This window comes from Levilactobacillus andaensis (assembly GCF_016861695.1).
Lineage (GTDB): Bacteria > Bacillota > Bacilli > Lactobacillales > Lactobacillaceae > Levilactobacillus > Levilactobacillus andaensis.
Genome location: NZ_BOLP01000003.1, coordinates 127,923 through 147,016, shown reverse-complemented (window position 1 = coordinate 147,016; position 19,094 = coordinate 127,923). Strand labels below are relative to the sequence as shown.

The window sequence follows — 19,094 nt, the reverse complement described above, 5'->3', positions numbered from 1 at the left end:
AAATTACCTACTTTCTCAATAATAATCAGGCAGAGTAAAACGAAACGGGGTCATGTTGAAGCAAAAAATGTTTTTGGGGGAGCCCCGTAAAAATATAGAGAAAATACAAAAAATGTACCAGGTCGGGCACTATGTAGGGAGATAGAATAAATGACCCCTTAACAGTAAGTGTACGCATTAATAGCGAATAAGTCAGTAATTAGTTAAGCATTATCTTCAATTGACATTACTTTTTGATTAATGGGTAAATTTTAAACTGTACATCTGAATTCTGGGCAGATGACCAAGCCGTTAGAAAGAGGATTGGTCATTTTGTGGTGCAGAACTTAAACAAAACCAATTGAGGATTAGTGAGCAACCAGGCTTAAAACGTATAATGGTAGCGCTATCATGGTCGTTAATTTGAAGCTTATTCAAGGGCAATACAACCGCTTGTGATACTTTCATCAAACGGATTTGCGACGTTTTCAAGTAAAACACAAGATTTGTTGCGCTAACAGTGAAAGCGCCTGATATCTATTTAAACGCAGATTATTATTTTTTTCAACTGTCGCATAACTACTTTGGTTGCTATATAGGAAGCGCAACCAAAATCACAAAAATCCAAACTGTAATTTGGGCATTATGTCAGTTGTTCGCTCCTGATATTCCGAATAGTATAAGGAGCGTAAGGCATGCTTACTTCGTTTCATTGCTCACTAAATAACATTTTGCTTAAAATATAGTTTTGAGAAAGTTGGCGAGTTCGAATGAGTTATCCGGCAATTATTGGTTTCGTTATGATGATCGTCATTGTCTGGGTCTTGTTGAAACAAAAGACCAGTACGATGTTTGCCTTTACGGTAATTCCAATCATCGGTGCAATCTTGGTAGGTGCATCACCGACACAGATTGGGGATTACCTGACAAAAGGGTTGGGGATGACGACCCCAGTTGCCTTGATCATGTTATTCTCGCTGCCATACTTCTTACTTATGGCAGATACAGGATTCTTCAACGGTATTGTTCGGAGAATCCTGAAACATATTAACTTAAGTCCAGTGGTCTTGACCTGCTTAACCTTGCTGGTTGCCATGATCACCGGGTTTGATGTCAGTATCACATCCATTTACTTAATTACGATTCCACTGTTACTGCCGTTTTACCAGAAATTACACATGAAACCGATTATTCTGGTTTTCCTGACTACTGTTGGGGCCATCAATACATTCGATGTTCCTTGGAGTGCGCGGATGTTACGGAGTGCTTCTCTAATTCCTAATGTTCCTGGTGGCGCGAACCACTTGTTCAGTATGATGTTCCCAACACAAGTTATCTTTACGGTTCTCCTGTTCGCTATGGCAGCCTTCTTAGGTTTTCGTGAACAAAAACGGATCAAGAAGGAATGTGCAACGACTGATATGACTGCCGGCAAGGTCGACATTAGTGATATCGTTGATGATCCTGAATTGGCACGGCCAAAGTTCTTCTGGATCAACGTGGCCTTGACTGTTTTAGTTATCTTGGCATTATGCTTAATGCCTTCTGTACCTTCATATTACGTCTTTGCTTTTGGATTAGTTATCGCGTTAGCTTACAACTTCCCTGACTTGAAGCAACAAAACAAGTTACTGAAGAAATATGCGGCTTCTTTATTGCCAATCATGCCAGCCATCCTTTTATCTGGGGTTGTTGTTGGGGTTATGCAATACAGTGGCATGATGAAGGCCATGGTTAACACTTTGGTTAAAATCATTCCAAGTTCCATGGGACCTTGGGTTTACATTATCATTGCCGTCTTCAGTACACCATTGATGTTCATCTTCACCAACGATACGTGGTACTACGTGCTGATGCCAATCGTTGTTTCCTTGATGAAGGCTTACGGTGTTCCATCAGATATCGTTATCATTACACTGTTTATGAACATGGGGGCTCTGTTAACACCAATTGCTCAACCACAAATTTACATTGGTGTCGATTTGACCCATGGTGCAGTTGATTTGTCACAATATGTCAAATACGCGTTTATCCCAATTTGGGGTATGAGCCTTGTTTGGATTGGCTTAGGGCTACTTACCGGTGCATTCCGTTAAATCTTGTAACCGTTGCCAATTTGTGCAAATGACTAAATAACATGGTCGAACTTAGAGAGTTGCGCCATACACTTTGTGTGGTAATTAACTTATACTTTTAACTGTAGAAAGATAGAAATTGAAAGGGGCACATTTATTATGAAACTTGGATTTATTGGATTAGGTATCATGGGTAAGCCAATGGCAAAGAACTTGGTCAAAGCAGGTCACGACTTGACGGTCTTTGATTTCAAGGAAGACGCCGTTAAAGAATTAGTTGCAGATGGCGCTACTGAGGCTAAGACTGGTAAGGAAGTTGCCGAAAAGTCTGACGTTATTTTCACTATGGTTCCTAACTCTCCAAACGTTGAAGCTGCATTGTTTAACGAAGGCGGGGTTGCCGAAGGGTTAACTGCCGGCAAGACGGTTATCGACATGAGTTCTATCAACCCATTAGCTAGCCAAGGCTTTGCTAAGCGTTTAGCTAAACTCAACGTTGGTTTCTTGGATGCCCCTGTTTCCGGTGGTGAACCAAAGGCTATCGATGGTTCCATTGCTATCATGGTCGGTGGTGACAAAGATCTTTACGAAAAGAACAAAGACTTACTTGAAATCATGGGTGGTTCTGTTACCTATGTTGGTGCCGTTGGTGCCGGGAACACAACCAAGTTGGCTAACCAAGTCATTGTTGCTTTAAACATTGCTGCTGTTAGTGAAGGGTTTGCCTTAGCTAAGAAAGCTGGTCTGGATCCAAAGATGGTCTTTGACGCTATTCACACTGGTTTAGCCGGCAGTACTGTTATGGATGCCAAGGTTCCAATGATGATTGACCGTAACTTCAAACCTGGTTTCCGGGTCGACTTACACATCAAGGACTTGCAAAATGCTTTGGACACGTCACACGCCTTACACGTTGGCTTGCCTTTGACTGCTGAAGTCATGGAAATCTTGCAAGTTGTTAAGAACGACGGTAATGGTAGCGATGATCACTCTGCAATTGCTAAATTCTACGAAAAGATCAATGACTTAACGATCGACTAATTAGTCGAGATGAAATTAAAGAAAATGGGATTAAGTTGATATCCCTTTTTCTTTTACCCTAAAAGTGAAAGGATGAACAAATCATGACGATTCCTAAAATTGTGAAAATGGATGTCTACCCAGTTGCTGGGAAAGACAGTATGTTATTGAATTTAAGTGGGGCTCATGGTCCTTATTTCACCCGTAATATTGTGATTTTAACGGCAGACAACGACCAAATCGGGGTCGGTGAAGTCCCTGGTGGTGAAAAAATCACAGAGATTCTCCTGAAATCTAAAGATCTTGTTGTTGGCAAGACGTTAGGTGAATATAAGGGTGTGCTGCAAGCCATGCGTGCCAAGTTCTCCTACTTAGATGCCGGCGGTCGGGGTCAACAAACATTTGATCAACGGACGACCATTCATGCTGTTACTGCCGTTGAAACGGCCTTTCTGGATCTGCTAGGGAAGCATCTTCACGTTCCAGTTGCTGCTTTACTTGGCGACGGTCAAGTTCGTGAAAAGGTTGATGTGTTGGGCTATCTCTTCTATGTGGGGGACAAGACCAAGACCGACCTTGACTACATTAGTGACGATGACGATTCCGACGATTGGGGTCGCGTTCGTCGCGAACCAGCTTTAACGCCGGAAGCAATTGTTAAGCAAGCACAGGCTGCTTACAAACGTTACGGGTTCAAGACCTTCAAGCTGAAGGGTGGGGTTTTTGATGGTGAACAAGAAGTTGCTGCCATCAAGGCCTTGCATGAAGCCTTTCCAGAAGCTAAATTAGACTTAGATCCAAATGGTGCTTGGTCCTTAAAGGATGCCATCCACTATGCTGAGGAACTTAAGGGGATCTTGACTTATGCCGAAGACCCTTGTGGTGCTGAAGATGGTTTCTCTGGTCGCGAAATTCTTGCTGAATTCCGAAAGGCAACGTTCTTACCAACTGCGACGAACATGGTTGATACCGATTGGCGTCAAATGTCACACGCCGTTCGTTTGGACAGTGTCTCCGTGCCATTAGCAGATCCTCATTTCTGGACCATGGAAGGTTCCGTTCGGGTTGCTCAGATGTGCCACGAGTTCGGCCTTAACTGGGGAATTCATTCCAACAACCACTTTGACATTTCCTTAGCCATGGTTGCCAACACAGCCGCAGCTGCTCCTGGTAACATTTATGCCATCGATACGCATTGGATCTGGCAAGACGGTCAAAACTTGACCAAGAATCCTTACCAAATCAAGGATGGCCAATTAACCGTGCCTGCTTCTAATGAAGGTTTGGGTGTTGAAATTGATCTCGATGCCATCAAGGCGGCTAACCGCGTTTACATCGAAAATAATCTGGGCGCGCGTGATGACGCCAAGACCATGCAGTACTTAGTGCCAAACTGGAAATTTAATCCTAAGCAACCCGCTTTAGTTCGTTAAAGAAAGGTCGAAATAAATCATGGATATTAGTCGGATCAAAGGTATTATCGTTCCATTACTGATTCCCGTAAATGATGACGAAACTGTAAATGAACCTAAGTTACGTGAAGTCGTTGACCGTGTAATCGATGGCGGCGTCCAAGGCATCTTAGCCTTCGGTAGTAACTCCGAATTCTATATGTTGACTGATGACGAGATGGAAACCATCTTCAAGATTATTGTCGATGAAACGGCTGATCGGGTTCCTGTCTTCTTCGGTATGGGACCTATCCGGACCAGTCACGGCGTTAAATTAGCTAAGATGGCCCAACGGTTAGGGGCCTTCGGAATTTCCGTCTTGCAACCAATGTTCTTAAAGCCAACTGACAAAGAATTGTACGACCACTTTAAGACGATTGCAGATACGGTTCCTGACCTGCCAATGTTGCTATACAATAACCCTCGAGTTGGCTACAAGCTGAACGCCTCGTTGGTTAGTGACCTTGCTCATGACGTTAAGAATATTGTGGGTGTCAAGGACTCCAGTGGTGATTTGACCTACTTTGAAGAAGTTGTTCGTTTGACTAGTGACATTGAATTCCGGCCATTTACTGGTAAAGATACACTAATTTTCTTAGGACTATGTGCTGGTTCTTACGGGAGTGTTTGCTCCACTGCCAATGGGTTAGCAGAACAAGTTGTTGATATTTACAATAAGTTCGAAGCCGGTGATTACAAGGGTTCTCGTGAGGCCCAATACGCCTTCAATCCTGCTCGTCTGGTTCAAAACAAGGCTAGTTTCCCGGTTGCAACGAAGGATATGGCTAACTTGCTTGGTATGAATGTCGGCAAGCCAATCCTGCCAAGTCAACCATCTAGTGGTGATGTTTTGGCTGGAATGAAGACCGAAATGGATAAGTTGTTGGGGACTAAAGCCGCGAATTGAGGTTTTTGCTATGACAAGGGTACTAATTGCATCAGACTCGTTTAAAGGAAGTGCAACATCGGTCGAAGTCGCTAACTACATTGCGACGGGGGCCCATCAAGCAGATCCGACGATTCAGGTGACGACCGTTCCCATCGCGGACGGCGGTGAAGGAACCGTAGCTAGCGTTCTCACAGCTGTTGGCGGTGAGATGCGCGAGGAGACCGTTGTCGGTCCCCTCGGGCAATCGGTTCAGGCGCAGTGGGGCATGATCGATGCCACCACGGCCATCATCGAGGTTGCCGAAGCGGCCGGACTCAACTTGGCCAAAAACGACCTGGATCCCATGTTGACCACCACGTACGGGGTTGGCCAACTGGTCAAAGCCGCGCTCGACCAAGGCGCAAAAAAAATTTACATTGGCCTTGGTGGCAGTGCCACTAATGACGGTGGTATTGGGATGGCCCAGGCCCTCGGCGGCCACTTCTACGACGCCAAAGGCCAAGAACTGGCATACGGCGGCAACGGGATGTTGCAGTTGGACCACGTCGATTTGTCGGAACTCGACCATCGCCTACAATCGACCGCCATCGTAGGGTTGACGGATGTCGCCAATCCATTGACCGGACCACAGGGGGCTTCAGCCGTCTTTGGACCGCAAAAGGGGGCGACCAAGGAGACCATTCAGGCACTTGATCGCGGTCTTGACCACTTAAATCAGGTGCTCATGGACTATCAAAAGCGTAGTTGCGGTGACTTGCCGGGTGCTGGCGCTGCTGGCGGGACCGGATTTGGTATTCTGACTTTCTTGGGTGGTCGCCTCGAACCTGGGATTGAACAGATTATGCGGCTGACTAAGCTTGATGACCGAATTGCCCAGGCAGATTTGGTCATTACCGGTGAAGGCCAGATTGATGGCCAGTCTCTCATGGGCAAAGCGCCAATCGGGATTGCCCGGTTAGCGAAGAAACATCAATTGCCAGTCATCTTGATTGCCGGGAGCATTGGCGATAACATTCAAGCCGTTTATAACGCGGGCGTCGATTTAGTGCTCTCGTCAACGGTTACACCAATGTCTGTTGATCAAGCCATTGCCAATGTCCAGCCACTGTTGACACAGGCGGGGTACACGGCATTGAAGGCGTTTAACCTTGACGCGGTAGTGACGAAATAAGGTATTGAATTTCACATTTACTTAGGTAAAACGAACCTAGCTGCTCTCCTCGATTCCAGGGAACGGCTAGGTTTTTAGTTTGGCCGGATTATTTAGCGTACTACGGAACTTAGAGGCTGGACTTAATCAAAAAACAAAAGAGTGCGACAAATGGCGGGTAGGCGATAAGCATTAACGTCGATAGACGAATAATCCTAGTCTGGGATTGTTTGTCTATCAGGGCTAAGCGGAGTTGACTGCCTTTTGTCGCAGTTTCGACCATATACATTCGGAGCGCAATAAGGGTCTGAGACTTTTGTCTCAGACCCTTATTTACAGTTGATAATCGTTAAGTTTACTTCACCTGATTAGCAAGCTTAAGAAAAGCATTGAGTTGGTCAACACTGACCCCAACCATGATGGCGGAACGGAGTGGCATGTTCTTCATCATTTCGCTGTTGGTGTCGTTGCCAGCCAGGGCGTCGAAACTCTTGGCCATGTCGGTTTCTTCCAACGCAGCACGAAGGTCGGGACGGGCCATGATGGCGCCGATGTACGTGTTCGGCGTTACTGGAGCACCGGTTTGGGGGTTCCAAGCTAACGTCACGTCTTGGTGTAGGTCAAGGTCGCGTGATGACCGGCCAACGAAAATGGTGTAGTCACCGTCGTCCATTTGCCAGTTGCTGGTCTCAGCGTTGTACCAGCTGAAGGCGCGCCGTGGCAACGTCCGGGTAATCGTCTTGGTTTCGCCAGCGGCCAGTTCGGTCTTGGCAAAGTCGCGAAGTTCCTTGACGGGCATTTCGACCAAGCTAGCGTGGTTGGCCACGTAGATTTGAGATGTTTCTTGACCAGCTACGTCGCCATCATTGGTGATTTGGTAGCTGATTTCGACGCTTTGATCCTTGTCCGTAACGGTTAAGTCGTGGTAGCTGAAGTGGGTGTAGCTTAAGCCGTAGCCAAATGGAAAACGAACGGCGCGCTGCTTCAGGTCGTAGTACCGGTACCCAACGAAAATGTCGTCGTGGTAGGTTTCGGTCAATGGACTAGCATTGAAGGTCCCAAAGGTTGGGTTGTCGGCGAGCTTGATGGGGAAGCTTTCCGCCAATTTTCCGCTAGGGTTAACGGCGCCAGTCAAGACGTCCCACGTGGCTTCACCCACGGCTTCACCGGCCAAATAGGTTTCGAGGATGGCCGCAACGTCATCGGCCCATGGCATTTCAACGGCGGACCCGTTTTGAAGGACCACGATGGTGTGGGCGTTAACGGTAGCGACTTGTTTGATCAGGTCATTTTGGTTGTCGGGCAGAGCCATTGAAGTCTTGTCAAAACCTTCAGATTCTAAGGCTTCGGGCACACCGGCGAAGATAACGACCTTATCGGCTTGCTTAGCAGCGGCAACGGCCTTGGCGATTTGATCAGCATCGGCTTCCGTGGCGTCTAAGCTGTAAGCGGCTTGGTAATTGGTATTGCCAGCGGCTTCGGCGACTTCCAGCGGCGTTGTGATGCGGTAGGCGTTCACGTGAGAACTCCCGCCCCCCTGGTACCGTGGCTTGTCGGCGAGTTCACCGAGGATGGCAACGTCTTTGGCATTGGCCAGTGGCAAGGTGTGGTCCTCATTCTTTAAAAGGACCATGCTGTTAGCGGCCAATTTACGGGCAAATTCGTGTTGCGCGTCTTTGTCGTAAGCCTTGGGTTGACTGTCGACGTGCCAGTCGTGAACCATCTTGAGGACCCGCTTAACGGCGATATCCAAGGTGGCTTCGGTCAGGTCGCCGTGCTTGACGGCATCAACGATTTCGGTCACTGATTGTGGGCCTTTACCAGGCATTTCCAAGTCCAGTCCGGCGCGCAGAGCGGCCACGTGGTCGGCGACGGCACCCCAGTCGGACATGACCACGCCATCGAAGCCCCATTCGTCGCGAAGAATCTTGGTCAGTAGTTTGAAGTTTTGTGAGTTTAATGTTCCGTTGATGGCGTTGTAAGAGCACATCAGGGTTGCGGGGTGGGCGTTGACCACGATGCGTTCGAAGGCGGCCAGGTAAATTTCACGCAGCGCCCGTTCGCTCATGTTGGAAGAGGACGTGAAGCGTTGGTTTTCGCGGTTGTTAGCGGCGAAATGCTTCACGCTAACGCCGACGCCTTGGCTCTGGACACCGTTAACGTAAGCGGCACCGAGTTCGCCGGCAACGAGGGGATCTTCGGAGAAGTATTCGAAGTTCCGGCCAGCGAGCGGACTGCGTTTCATGTTGATGCCGGGGCCGAGGAGGACGCTAACGCCTTCGTTTTTGGCGGCTTCACCGAGGTTTTTACCCAGGGTGGTCAGGGCGTGACGGTCAAATGAAGCGGCGGTCAAAGCTGAGGCGGGGAAGGTGATGGCCTTGACACTTTGGTTTAGGCCCAAGGCGTCGGCGCTATCGGCTTGTTTCCGTAAGCCAGACGGGCCATCGGTCATCATGATCTTTTCCAGGTTCAACCGGTCAATGCCAGCAGTGAACCAGAAGTCTTTACCCGAAACGAGGCTGGCTTTTTCGGTCAGCGTCAACTGTTGAATGAATTCATTGCTAATTGGTGATGTCATAAAAAAGCTCCTTTTCAGTTATGTAGTGAAACGTTTTCACCACTAGTTTAACAGGACAACCAACCTAATGAAAGCGGTTAATCAGACTTGAAATGACCCAAAGCTGACCTGAACGGGTTACAATGAACACCACTTTAGATGATAGATAGTTTCTAGAATGTGCGGAGATTTAAGGCGAATGAGGTACCGGGTAATATGAAAAGGGCTTAGTCCGAATAATCAGACTAAGCTCACAAGTTTAGTAACGCGCAATCGTGTATTGCTTAGGAAATATCTGTAAAATTAAGTCTTCGCCACGATTTGCCGATAAGTTTTGGGCGACATCTTCGTCCAGCGCTTAAATTGACGGCTGAAATGAGAAGCGTTCTGGTAGCCGAGTGTTGCTGCAATCTCGGCAACACTGAATTGCGGCTTTAAGAGCATTTTCTTGGCCCATTTCAACTTCAACTCAGACAAGTATTTCTGTGGCGAGAAGCCATAAGCATCTTTGAAGACCCGGTTGCCGTAGCCCTCGCTGATACCAATGGAAGCCATGAGGTCGGCGATTGAAATCTGTTCGGTATCGCCATCGACAGGGTGAAGAATAGCATCATTTAACGTGGATTTTAGTGATTCCGCAATGATTTTGGCGTAACGTGATTGGTTAGCGTTGGTTGCGGCCGATTTAGCTGGAATGAGCTCACTGAAGATCATCAGGATCTGCGAAAGGTAAATCTGAATCTGCATTTTATCCTTAAATGAATAATCGGCCGCCAGGGACACCAGGGCAATCAGTTCATGCAAGATAGGGCAGATGTCGCGATTCAGGCCCTCTCCCTTAGGAAAGTAAATTGGCGAGTTCTGAATCAACTGGACAATGAAGTTGGGTTCGTCTAGGTCAAAGTGAAAACAGAAGTAGGTGAGGTGATCGATGGCGTGCGCGGTGTGCCGAAATCCAGGCGGAATCAAAACGAAGTCACCTTGGTTGAGCGTATAGGATTCGTGCTCAATGGAGAGGCGTTCTCGCCCTTCAATCACAAAAATCAGCTCAAAGGCCTGGTGCTTATCCATTGGGACTTGCCACTCATTGGCTACTTTTTGATAATGACCGCCGAAGAAGTTCAGGTTCCAGTCAAGAACCGGGAGCCGGTGGGCGTTTTTGAGGATATCCATGGGGTCTTTCCTTCCTTAAAAAGTTTGATTTGGGTCTTTTTTGGCCGAAGATAGCCATGTACAAGCTTTGCTAAATCGGTAATAATAAGCACGGTAAGCGTTTACAAGAAATGAATGAGGGATAAAAAATGAAAAATATTTTGTACGGAACAGCCTATTATTACGAATATTTACTAGTCGACCGGCTCGATAAAGATATCGAAATGATGACCGCAGCCAACATTAACGTTGTCCGTATCGGTGAGAGCACCTGGGGAACTTATGAGAAACAAGATGGGGTCTTTGACTTCTCCCCGTTGGATAAAGTTCTTGATGCGATGCATGCTGCCGGCATCAAAGTGATTGTCGGCACGCCAACCTACGCCATCCCAACTTGGTTAGCTAAGAAGTACCCAGAGGTCATGGTTCAAATCAACGGCCAGCGCCAGCCTTATGGTGCTCGCCAAATTTTCGATATTAGCAACCCAACATTTCTGCGCTATGCAGAACGAATTATTCGGAAAATGATGGCGCACGTTGCCCATCACCCAGCCGTCATCGGGTTCCAGGTTGATAACGAAACTAAGCATTACGGGACGTCTAGTGAAAATGTTCAAAAAGGGTTCATTCAGTATATCAAGCAAGAATTTAATGACGACTTGGATCATTTTAATCACGAATTTGGCTTAGACTACTGGAGCAACCGCATCAACGCCTGGGAGGATTTTCCTTCCATGGACGGTACCATCAACGGAAGCTTGAAAACGGAATTTGACAAATATCGCCAACAACTCGTCACCGATTATTTAAAATGGCAAGTCGATTTGGTTAAAGAATATCGGCAACCAAATCAATTTATTACCCATAACTTTGACTTTGAATGGCGCGGGTATTCATACGGTGTTCAGCCGGATGTGAACCACTTCGATGCGAGTGAAGCCTTGGATTACGCCGGGGGTGACATTTATCATCCTTCCCGTAAGCACCTCACTGGAACGGAAGTCTCTTTTGCCGGTGATGAGTTGAGAACCCTTAAACATGATAATTATCTCGTAATGGAAACGCAAGCACAAGCCTTTAAGCAACAAGTTCCTTATCCGGGGCAATTGCGGCAATTGGCTTACAGTCACTTGGCTTCCGGCGCCAACATGGTTGAGTACTGGCACTGGCATTCCATTCACAACTCGGCTGAAACTTACTGGAAGGGGATCTTGAGTCACGACTTCCAGCCCAACCCAGTCTACAACGAAGTGAAGCAGACCGGTGCCGAATTGAAGAAGTTGTCGTCACATCTCGTGAACTTCAAGATTAAATCAGAAGTGGCCTTCCTGGTCAGCAATCAAAGCTTAACGGCAATCAACGCCTTCCCATTCTCTGATGAACGAAACTACAACGATCTCTTCCGGTCCCTGTATGACCAGTTCTACCGGTTGAACGTGCGGACGGACATTACCGACGAACACCATATCAAGCTGGACGACTACAAGTTGATCGTTGTGCCAGCACTCTACAGCATCAGCGATGACTTCCTAAAGGCGTTGAACGATTACGTCAAACGCGGCGGTCACGTCATCTATACCTTCAAGTCTGGTTTTACCGATGAACACGTTAAGGTCCGCACTGACCGCCAACCTGGTATCATTTCCGAAGCCAGCGGCGTGCACTACGAACTGTTCGTTGACCCAGATGGGACGAAATTAGTGGGACAAACCCATAGCCTCCAAGGCGTCAAGGATGATTCCTTAAAGGACTGGATGGAGCTGTTAGTTCCGGATACGGCCGAAGTGTTAGCCACTTATGATGACCCGAACTGGTCCGACTATGCCGCAATTACCAAGAACCAATTTGGTAAGGGGTCCGTCATCTATATGGGCTGCTACCCATCCGCTGAGGTCATTACGGACTTGGTTCGCGACTACGTTAAGGAAATTAAGCTGAATACTTTTGCCGAAAACTTCCCAGTCATTGTGAAGCAGGGACAAAATGATTTGGGTAAGACATTGACCTACTACTTTAATTACTCAAGTACAGAACAGACGATTAAACAGCCAGTTTCTGGAAATGAATTGATCAGTGGTCAGCCAACGCAACAACCATTACAGCTTGCACCTTGGGGCGTTGCCATCGTCGAAGGGGATTAATCCTCTTCTTTGGTACATAAATGAAAGCGCAAACATTTGAGGAGAAAACATCATGGAAAATGAAAAAGGCAAAATTACGATGAGTAAATCGCATAAGATTCGTTTCTCGGCTAGTTTCTTTATCTTCGCCTTGTTATGGATGGGTGGCCTGGGAATTGTCTCAGCCGTTCTGTTACCACAACATCTAAAGGATTTAGTTGGTCCCAACGCGTCAACCGCTATCTTCGGTGTTTTGAACGCTGCAACGGCAATCACTTCCTTGGTAGCAAATCTGTTATTCGGGAACCTCTCTGATCGGACGCGTTCACGCTTCGGTCGCCGGACACCATGGGTCGTTGCTGGTGGGATTATTGGGGGCCTCTCACTTTTCTCAATTGGTATTTTGAGCAACGCTTGGGCCATTGGTATTGCTTACTGCCTTAGCATGGTGGGCTTGAACATGATGATTGCGCCCGTCATTGCAACGCTATCTGACCGGGTTTCCGATGATATGCGGGCCACAATGTCTGCCTTCATGTCCGCTGGGACGACCACTGGGACTTCCGTGGGGACCTTGATTGGGGCTCGGTTTATCTCAATTCAAATTCCAGGATTCATTATCGCCGGAATTTTAATGGGAATTGCTGGTATCTGTACCGTTATCGTTTGGCCCCACGAAGAGTCAGCGAAGGATTTACCCGCTGTTGAAGGTGGCTTTGCCGAATTATTAGCGTCATTCCGGCCACCGTTAAAGGGTGCCCGTGACTTCTGGTTAGCTTTCTTAGGCCGGACATTATTAATCTTCAGTTACTACATGATCTTGAATTATCAATTATATATTTTGGAAAGCTACATTGGTCAAGGCAAGGCGGATGCTGCGGCAACGATTTCAATTATGTCCGTGGTCACGATGATTGTTGGATTAGTTGGGTCGTTGGCATCTGGTGCGATTTCTGATGCCATCGGTCGCCGGAAGCTACCGGTTATTGTTTCCGCTGTGCTGTTAGCGATTGGATACTTATTACCATGGGTGATGCGTTCACCATTCTCCATGATTTTGTTTGCTGGGTTCGCCGGCTTAGGTTACGCTGTTTATGGTGCCGTTGACCAAGCGCTTAACATTGATGTCTTACCAAACAAAGAAGAAGCTGGTAAGGACTTAGGGATTTTGAACATTGCGACGACTTTAGGTCAAACGGTCGGCCCTATCGTGACGAGTATCGTCGTGGTCATGGGTGGCTACAAGTTGGTCTTCCCAATTGCTATTGTCTTCGTCCTGCTCGCCTGCATCTTTATCCAAATGATTCGTTCTACGAAGTAAGCAAAAGATAACTTGAACTGATTTCTAAGGAGGAAAAAAGTAATGACCACCTGGATTGAAAGTACACCAGATAATTATTTACAAGAAAAGACACCAACTGCCGCGAACGTGACGGCTTCCACGGATCTACAATTGACCGGGAAGGGGCTCCAAAAATTGCGGGGCTTCGGTGGTTGCTTTAATGAACTGGGTTACTTGCCATTAAGCAAGTTGGCCGACGATAAGCAACAGGAGATCTACAAGGATTTGTTCTCACCGGATGAACTGAACTTTACCTTCAACCGGACCCCAATCGGTGCTAACGATTTCGCCGAAACTTGGTACAGCTACGATGAAACCGACGGCGATTATGACTTGAAAGAGTTCTCCGTTGACCATGATAAGCAAACGTTGATTCCATACATCAATAATGCTAAAAAGTATCAACCCAACCTGCAACTGTTCGCTAGTCCTTGGACGCCACCAACCTGGATGAAGTTCCCTAAGGTGTATAACTTCGGTCGCATTGTGATGACGCCGGAAAACTTACAGGCTTACGCCAACTACTTCGTTAAGTACATTCGGGCCTATGAAAAACAGGGCATTCACATCGAACGCGTTTGTCCTCAAAATGAAGTCTTCGCCGATCAGAAATTCCCATCTTGCTTGTGGAGCAGTGATGACTTGAAGGTCTTCATTCGCGATTACCTTGGGCCAACCTTTGAAAAGGAAGGCATTGACACGGAAATCTTCTTGGGAACGTTAAATGGTCCTGAAGACATGTCGTTCAATGCCTCTGGCATCAAGCTGGACAACTACAACCGGTATGTCGATAACATCTTGTTCGATGACGACGCCCGGAAGTACATCAAGGGAATCGGTTACCAGTGGGCTGGTCAAAACGCGATTGAACGGACCCACAACTCATGGCCAGAAATTGAGCTGATTCAAACCGAATCAGAATGTGGTTACGGTGACAATAGTTGGGTATATGCCGAATACATTTTCCACCTGGTTAACCACTACTTCACGGCTGGCGCTACAGCTTACACGTACTGGAACATCATTTTAGGTGATTCCATTAGTACTTGGGGCTGGCACCAAAACTCAATGTTCTCGATTGATTCCAAGACCCAAGCGGTAACTCGCAATCCGGAATACTACGTGATGCGTCATTATGCGCACTACGTTAAGCCGGGTGCCCAGGTCCTGGAAACGACGGGTCACTTCAACTCGATGGGGAAGGCCTTCCGCAACCCAGATGGGCAGTTAGTGGTTGTCGTTCAGAACGCTTTGGAACGGGCATTACCATTTACGTTTGCTGATCCAGAGGACGCCTCAAAGAGTGTTGAAGCTACTTTAGCACCGAACTCATTTAACACGTTTGTAATTGATTAAGACAGTAAGTTAAAACCGGCAGCGCAGAAAAATTGCGATGCCGGTTTTTCTATTTTGCGTTAATTTTCTCTAATTTCGCAAATAAGGCATCAACGTCCATATCAGCCTGTTTAGCGCGGAGTTCAATGAGGGCGTGGTATCGCTGAACGTGTTGGTGGAGACTGTCAGGGGTGGTCAGCAGGCGTAGTAGGATTTCTTGGTCGAAGGACTGCAAGCAGCCATCATTTTCAATATCAGAGAGCTTTTCGGTAGTCAGTCCTAGGATAAGGGCAGCCTCATCAGGTGTCAGTCCTAAATTTTCGCGGGATTTTGTAATTTCGGCCGCAGTAAGAAAATTAAATTTCTCCCGGTAGAGGGCAAAATCGGCTTCAAAATTGTAGTCGATTTGGTCGAGCGGATCAATGTAGGCGGAGGTGTCATCTAGGTCGGCATCCACGGGAATCCAGTAGCGGTGAGTATTGGTAAGCGGGTCATGCCCAATCATCTGGGTTTCCTTGAGCTCAAGCACATTATAGTAGACGGGCTTACCAAAGATATTTGGAGAACACACCTGATCAATTATTTGCATAAGATTGCCTGCTTTCATTAGTGAAAAAACCAAGTCACATTAAGTGCCTTTTCCTGGGGATGATAGGATTCAAGTTGGGTGTATTCAGGACCAACGTCGAATTTTACGTATAAATTGACGCCATGATTAAGTTCGATGAATTCGTAGACTACAAACTTTGGGAGCCAATGATGGTCTGATGGTCCTCTGTAAAAGTGGCTGGTCGGAAGCTGTGCGATTGCCAGCTTAAGCACTTTGCTAGCGGAGATACCTTCTTGTTTGAGATAGAGTCTTGATTTTTCGTGTAGGTAGTATTTAAGTCTGCCTGCACGGTAATCGTTTAGAATCTGTTGGATAATGAACTGAATATCTGACTCATCATTCACGGAATTTACCTCAGGTCTAAAATTTAGGCTACAAGGTTAACTCCGTAAAACGAAGTCAGATATTTTAAATTATTTACAAAAAAGTTCAACTACACAGTACCCCGACCTTACCATGCCCACCCAGTGATAGCAATCGAAGCGCCTAACAAAAGCGGCCACCCCACAATTGAAGTGACCGCTTAATTGTTTGTTCGATTTAGTTAAATACCCGGGCAATTCCGGCGACGTCTGAGCGTTGGCCGTTCTTGATGGGTTGCACCATAATCCGTGGTGGCCAGCTTTCGATGACCTTGTTGCCGCCGAGGTAAATGGCCACGTGCCAGATCACATGGGTGCCTGGTTGATAGTAGAAGACCAGGTCGCCCCGTTGACGGTTGCTGTAGGCAACGTGTTTGAACTTCTTGCTGGCCCACAGGTTCCGTGAATTCCATTCGTTGCCAGGGTAGGCGTGGTGAATGGAACTGATTGGGGCCGGATTGATGCCACCGGCGTAGAGGGCCTGCATCACTAATCCTGAGCAATCCGTGCCGTAAATTGGTTTGGATGATGACCCCACCAGATAGGGGTTGCCTTTATATTGGTAAGCCTGCTTGATCATCGCGTTGATGTGTTCCGTCCGGCCGTTCCAAGCGTGGGCGCCAAGTGGGGCAACATAAGCATCGATGCTAGTCCAACTTGATTTGGAAAAGCCGAGCTTGACCCACGTTTTTTCGTTAACGTTGCCAGTGACCTTGAGGTGATGGGCCTTCTGGAAGTTCCGAACCGCGTTATAGGTCGCCTGATTATACTTGTTATAACCATTGGCAGTTCCCAAGCGGCGCATGATCTTCCAAGTTTTGATGCCCTCATAGTTCCGTTTGACCGTATAACCGACCTTACCGTAAGGCTTGATCTGCGTGTAGTTGACTTGATAGTAGGCCTTGGGATTTTGATAACCGCTAGTCTTAGCGACAAATGCCTTATTGGCCGTCACATACTTCCCAGTATTCGTCTTTAAAACGGGGGCGTGGCCCTTGACCGTCACGACCTTGGAAATCTTGGCGTAGTGACCAACTTTGACCGTAGAGTCGTGTTTTGTCTTGGCAGCATCCTTGTAATAAGCCACCGTTTTCTTGACGCGAATAATGCCGGGATTAGTTGTGTAATAATTGCCAGCCGCTTGTGCTGGTGTAGCAGCGCCCAGGCTCCCTAAGCCTAAGGCCACTAATAGTCCCATTAACCACTGTTTCTTCAAAATAATCTCCCCTTTTCTAATAACTCAACGCCCGATACCCATCATGACTCCGATGCGTGTTCAAACTGACCTGGGTCATACTGGTCTTCTTCTTGGTCCACGGATCGTTATAGTACACGCGCGTCTTGCTGTAGCCCGACATCGTAATGGCATGATTGACGAAGCCATCAACGCCCGCGACCCAGATCACGACCGGGTGACCCTGATTGATCTGCGTTTTGAGCGTGGCAAACGAGGCACCCGTCATATCTTTCGCCGTGCCCACGTGATTTTTCACAACACCCAACAGGCCCTTGGGGTAGACCCACCATCCCGACTCGGAATAGGGACTGCCCACAAACCCCTTGTTAGGGTTGGAACTACGCGGCATTTCTTTTGCCAGCGTCATCTTGGTTACGTCAGCGCCCGCGTACTTCAGCATCATCGCGGTCGCCGTAATCTCGCAACCGGTCGGTAATTGTGGCCGTTGCGCAATCAATGGGATGTTCAGATACCGATAGCTCTTGACCGTCCCATTACGATGAATCCAGCCAGTCTGAGTATGATTGTATGTAAATTTCAACCACGTGCCATCCGCCATCTTCTGTTCACGGGTGATATGAACCTTTAGATTGGCATACTGCCGGCCGGTCGCAATAGGCTTCATGTTCTTTGCCGCGGACTTGGCGCCACCGGTCTTGTAGACCTTATAGTTGTGCGTTAAGTTTAGGCCGACCTTCGTGTAGTAATTGACCTTTTTTGTGCTCAGCACCGCCCGGTATTCAGGCGTTGCTGGTTTTGTCGTGCTCTCGCTGGTCGCCTCTGCCGTGGATGACGAGCCACCTTTGACGGTCGACGATGAACTGCTAGTCACCGTTGATGTCGATGACGCTGTCATTTTTGCGGCCTGTGCGTTTAGCGCGCCGCCCCCAATTAGCCCCAAGCTCAAGGCTAAAACTCCGATGAACCTCTTCATAAATAGTTGCCATCCTTTTTTATCTCTACCTAAATATAAAACCGCTAATCACTTATTATGGAATTAATTATATCGCGCGGTAGTGCATTCTGCAATGGAGACTGCAGTGCAAAAAAACGGCGTCGTTACAACCATTAGCTCATGCTAAATGCTGTGACGACGCCGTTTTTAAATTTAAAGCTAAAGGATGACCAGTTAGATAATTTCCGCGCCCAGAGCGTTCTTAAAGTGGCTCAGTGCCCACGCATGGCCGGCCGGATCAAAGCTAGCGACCGCATTTTCGTGGATGATCAAGTGGTACCCCAGATTGTAGGCGTCCACCGCGGTGTGGAGCACGCAGATGTCCGTGCAGACGCCAACTAAGTGGAGGGTGTCCACGTGGCATTCGCGCAGTCGTAAGTCGAGGTCGGTACCCACAAATGAACTGTAGCGGGTCTTGTCGAACTGCCAGACGTTCCCATTGGCGGCGTGGTCGTCGTACCAGGTTTTGACCGGACCATAGAGTTCCCGGCCCCAGCTGTCACGGACATTGTGGGGTGGGAACAGCTTACTTTCTGGATGGTAGGGGTCATTGGGTGTGTGAACGTCCGTTGGGAGTAAGACCCAGCCCCCCTTGCGGTGAATGTCATCCGCTAGACTGACGATGGCTGGTGCGAGGACCTGCCCAGGTTTACCACAAGTCAAAGCACCCTTATCCGCAACAAAATCGTTCGTGTAATCGATAATTAATAATGCTTGGTTCGTTGCCATACGACGACCTCCTCAAGAGATTTTTTCCAGTATGCAGGGACAGTGAATGAATGTCAATGACTGTGGTGATAAGGGATTTTATATGGGCTGCGGGTTTATTAATAAAGAATCGGTGAATCCAGTGATCAACG

General features: G+C 47.6%; 14 protein-coding genes. 8 read left to right on the top strand and 6 right to left on the bottom strand.

The window, feature by feature from the left end; genetic code table 11:
• Positions 1-749 precede the first annotated feature (749 nt).
• The 5 genes from JUF10_RS01440 to JUF10_RS01420 all read left to right on the top strand — a co-directional run bounded on the left by JUF10_RS01440 (position 750) and on the right by JUF10_RS01420 (position 6,585).
• Positions 750-2,075 carry a Na+/H+ antiporter NhaC family protein gene (locus JUF10_RS01440; RefSeq protein WP_203640471.1) on the top strand — a complete coding sequence of 442 codons (1,326 nt, stop codon included), beginning with the start codon at positions 750-752 and terminating at the stop codon, positions 2,073-2,075.
• Positions 2,076-2,213: 138 nt separating this feature from the next.
• A complete protein-coding gene (gene garR, locus JUF10_RS01435; protein ID WP_203640470.1) occupies positions 2,214-3,095 on the top strand; it encodes a 2-hydroxy-3-oxopropionate reductase in 882 nt (293 codons plus the stop codon).
• An 83-nt stretch (positions 3,096-3,178) separates the two neighbouring features.
• Positions 3,179-4,507 (top strand): enolase C-terminal domain-like protein, encoded by a 1,329-nt coding sequence (locus tag JUF10_RS01430; protein ID WP_203640469.1) that lies wholly within the window; start codon positions 3,179-3,181, stop codon positions 4,505-4,507.
• A gap of 19 nt (positions 4,508-4,526) precedes the next feature.
• Positions 4,527-5,432: a dihydrodipicolinate synthase family protein gene (locus JUF10_RS01425; protein WP_203640468.1), complete on the top strand. Its 906-nt coding sequence runs from the start codon at positions 4,527-4,529 to the stop codon at positions 5,430-5,432.
• A gap of 10 nt (positions 5,433-5,442) precedes the next feature.
• Complete coding sequence (locus JUF10_RS01420; protein ID WP_203640467.1) at positions 5,443-6,585, top strand: glycerate kinase family protein; 1,143 nt, start codon at positions 5,443-5,445, stop codon at positions 6,583-6,585.
• Positions 6,586-6,919: 334 nt separating this feature from the next.
• On the opposite strand, the gene JUF10_RS01415 is transcribed toward JUF10_RS01420, so the two are convergent.
• Both JUF10_RS01415 and JUF10_RS01410 read right to left on the bottom strand, forming a co-directional pair.
• Positions 6,920-9,142: a glycoside hydrolase family 3 C-terminal domain-containing protein gene (locus tag JUF10_RS01415; RefSeq protein ID WP_203640466.1), complete on the bottom strand. Its 2,223-nt coding sequence runs from the start codon at positions 9,140-9,142 to the stop codon at positions 6,920-6,922.
• A 282-nt stretch (positions 9,143-9,424) separates the two neighbouring features.
• Positions 9,425-10,294 carry a helix-turn-helix domain-containing protein gene (locus tag JUF10_RS01410; protein ID WP_203640465.1) on the bottom strand — a complete coding sequence of 290 codons (870 nt, stop codon included), beginning with the start codon at positions 10,292-10,294 and terminating at the stop codon, positions 9,425-9,427.
• Positions 10,295-10,422: 128 nt separating this feature from the next.
• Here JUF10_RS01410 and JUF10_RS01405 point away from each other — a divergent pair, with 128 nt between their 5' ends.
• From JUF10_RS01405 to JUF10_RS01395, 3 genes are read left to right on the top strand one after another with little or no spacing between them, the layout of a single operon-like run.
• On the top strand, positions 10,423-12,414 hold the full coding sequence (locus JUF10_RS01405) for a beta-galactosidase (protein WP_203640464.1): 1,992 nt from the start codon (positions 10,423-10,425) through the stop codon (positions 12,412-12,414).
• Positions 12,415-12,466: 52 nt separating this feature from the next.
• Positions 12,467-13,714 (top strand): MFS transporter, encoded by a 1,248-nt coding sequence (locus JUF10_RS01400; protein ID WP_203640463.1) that lies wholly within the window; start codon positions 12,467-12,469, stop codon positions 13,712-13,714.
• A 42-nt stretch (positions 13,715-13,756) separates the two neighbouring features.
• Positions 13,757-15,091: a glycoside hydrolase family 30 protein gene (locus JUF10_RS01395; RefSeq protein ID WP_203640462.1), complete on the top strand. Its 1,335-nt coding sequence runs from the start codon at positions 13,757-13,759 to the stop codon at positions 15,089-15,091.
• 49 nt (positions 15,092-15,140) lie between these two features.
• Here JUF10_RS01395 and JUF10_RS01390 read toward each other — a convergent pair whose 3' ends face one another.
• The 4 genes from JUF10_RS01390 to JUF10_RS01375 all read right to left on the bottom strand — a co-directional run bounded on the left by JUF10_RS01390 (position 15,141) and on the right by JUF10_RS01375 (position 18,963).
• Positions 15,141-15,659, bottom strand: a complete 519-nt coding sequence (locus JUF10_RS01390) for a hypothetical protein (protein WP_203640461.1) — start codon at positions 15,657-15,659, stop codon at positions 15,141-15,143.
• Between the two features lie 561 nt (positions 15,660-16,220).
• On the bottom strand, positions 16,221-17,240 hold the full coding sequence (locus JUF10_RS01385; protein WP_373301263.1) for a DUF5776 domain-containing protein: 1,020 nt from the start codon (positions 17,238-17,240) through the stop codon (positions 16,221-16,223).
• Positions 17,241-17,274: 34 nt separating this feature from the next.
• Positions 17,275-18,213 carry a C39 family peptidase gene (locus JUF10_RS01380; RefSeq protein WP_203640459.1) on the bottom strand — a complete coding sequence of 313 codons (939 nt, stop codon included), beginning with the start codon at positions 18,211-18,213 and terminating at the stop codon, positions 17,275-17,277.
• 195 nt (positions 18,214-18,408) lie between these two features.
• Positions 18,409-18,963, bottom strand: coding sequence for a cysteine hydrolase family protein (locus JUF10_RS01375; RefSeq protein ID WP_203640458.1), 555 nt, complete (start codon positions 18,961-18,963; stop codon positions 18,409-18,411).
• Positions 18,964-19,094 lie beyond the last annotated feature (131 nt).